This is a genomic window from Microvirga guangxiensis (assembly GCF_900102135.1).
Classification (GTDB): Bacteria; Pseudomonadota; Alphaproteobacteria; order Rhizobiales; family Beijerinckiaceae; genus Microvirga; species Microvirga guangxiensis.
Window position 1 is genome coordinate 1 of sequence record NZ_FMVJ01000033.1, and the last position, 1,710, is coordinate 1,710.

Below are 1,710 nucleotides of genomic sequence, written 5' to 3' on the forward strand. Positions count from 1 at the left end.
CGTTCTCAGAAGATAGTTTTCTTCTGAGTTGTATTGATCGAGAGTCTTGGTGTCCCTCGACGAATATTTGGATTTTGCGCCAGAGGAGCCTCCGGGCCCGCAGATTGCTCCGCAGTCGTGGGCTCATGTCTTGTGCCAGGGATAATCTTATTATCTCTGGCCTCGGAGCGAGCATGGCTTTTTCCTGCATTGCTGCCTGAACAAGTCGCTGCTCTGTCCGGATGAAAAAGCGCGAAGCCGCAAGGGCGCCGCGCTGAGTTGGGCCGATATAAGCGATTCGAAATTTAATGCAAGTGGGCAATCTCATGCCCGGTGCGGTTTCTCAGGGGTCGCGCCTGACCGCCCACACAAACTTATATGGGCATGCCTCCGGGGTGTTTGAAGGGAGGTGGCTATTTGCAGGTGAGGGTGGGGATGGTCGTCGCCTCCTAATCCTCTTTTTACCTTTCAGGGGTGTAACTGCTGGGGAACGAACCCTCTCGGGCTGATCTGTTTCAGCTCCAACCTCATAATGACAATGCATTTCAAACGCCGGCCTTCCCCTGTAGCCGATCAAGGCTATGATTCTTCTCTTCCAGAAAGCGATCAGACCGCAGGCTCCAGAGGAGCAGGCGGCGCTTCTCTACAGAGTATTCAAAACCAGCTCTCCCGTCCGACACCCCCAACGGGATCCGAAGTGCGCTATACGCGTACTCCAGACCGTGTCTTGAGGGAGAGGCTGAAGCAGGCTGCGCCGTCGGCGGCCGAGAGCCCGCAGCCCATCCAGCCTCCGGTTCAGCCGACGCCCGAGCTTCCTAAAGCGTCGAATCCGCCGGTCGTGCCCCCGGCGCAGAGAAATCCTGCCCCGGCCAGCAATGCTCAGGATGCGCGCGGAGTCCACTATTCGCGTACTCCGACCCGGATCACGCCGCAGGCTTCTGCGAGGCTGCGTAATACCGCAGTTCCAGAGAGGGCTGCCAGAGCCGAGCCGGTGAGGGGACCTGCGCAGAAAGCACCTGGAGCTGATGTGAGGTCTCCGGTCGCAAGGACGGCTCCTGCACAGCAGCCGGCTCCGGCACCGAGCGTCTCGATGGGCTTTGAGCTCCCCGCAGTCCAACAATCTTATTCTTTCCTCTGGCAGCCAGGGACTTATCTGCTTGACCCCACCGTGCCGACCAAGGCTCCCGAGCCGGTCGAGGCAAGGCGTGAACGCAGCGCTCCGCCTGCGCGGAAGCCCGCCGTGCCGAACCGTGTGGTGGCAAGCGCCCCTGCTGCTCGCGTGACGCCTGCGCAGAGCGAGACGCCTCCCTGGGAGGATGATGCTGAGGAGTTTGCTGCGGACCTCGCTGTTGTCGCAGAATATGAAACGGAAGAGGAACCCCATCCTGCCCTCGCAGCAAAGCCTGCGCCGCGCGCTGTAAGCGTTCGCACGCCTCCGGTTCCGGCTAACGACAGCTTTGGAAAGGTTCATGCTTCCATTCCTGTCGCGGCGTCGTTCGATTTCGAACTGCCTTCGATCGAGTTGCTCGCGGAGCCTCACGATCAGAACAGCGTAGTGGTACCGCCCGAAGTGCTGCAGGAGAATGCCGCTGCGCTTGAGAACGTGCTGTGGGACTTCAACGTCAAGGGAGAGATCATCAACGTTCATCCTGGTCCTGTGGTGACGTTGTATGAGCTTGAGCCTGCGCCTGGGACGAAGTCGTCGCGGGTGATCTCGCTGGCCGACGACAT

Annotated in this window: 1 pseudogene; it reads left to right on the forward strand. The window is 59.9% G+C overall.

Annotation, left to right across the window (positions count from 1 at the left end):
- Positions 1-1,501 precede the first annotated feature (1,501 nt).
- A pseudogene (locus BLP10_RS24150) lies at positions 1,502-1,710 on the forward strand (DNA translocase FtsK); the annotation flags it as partial.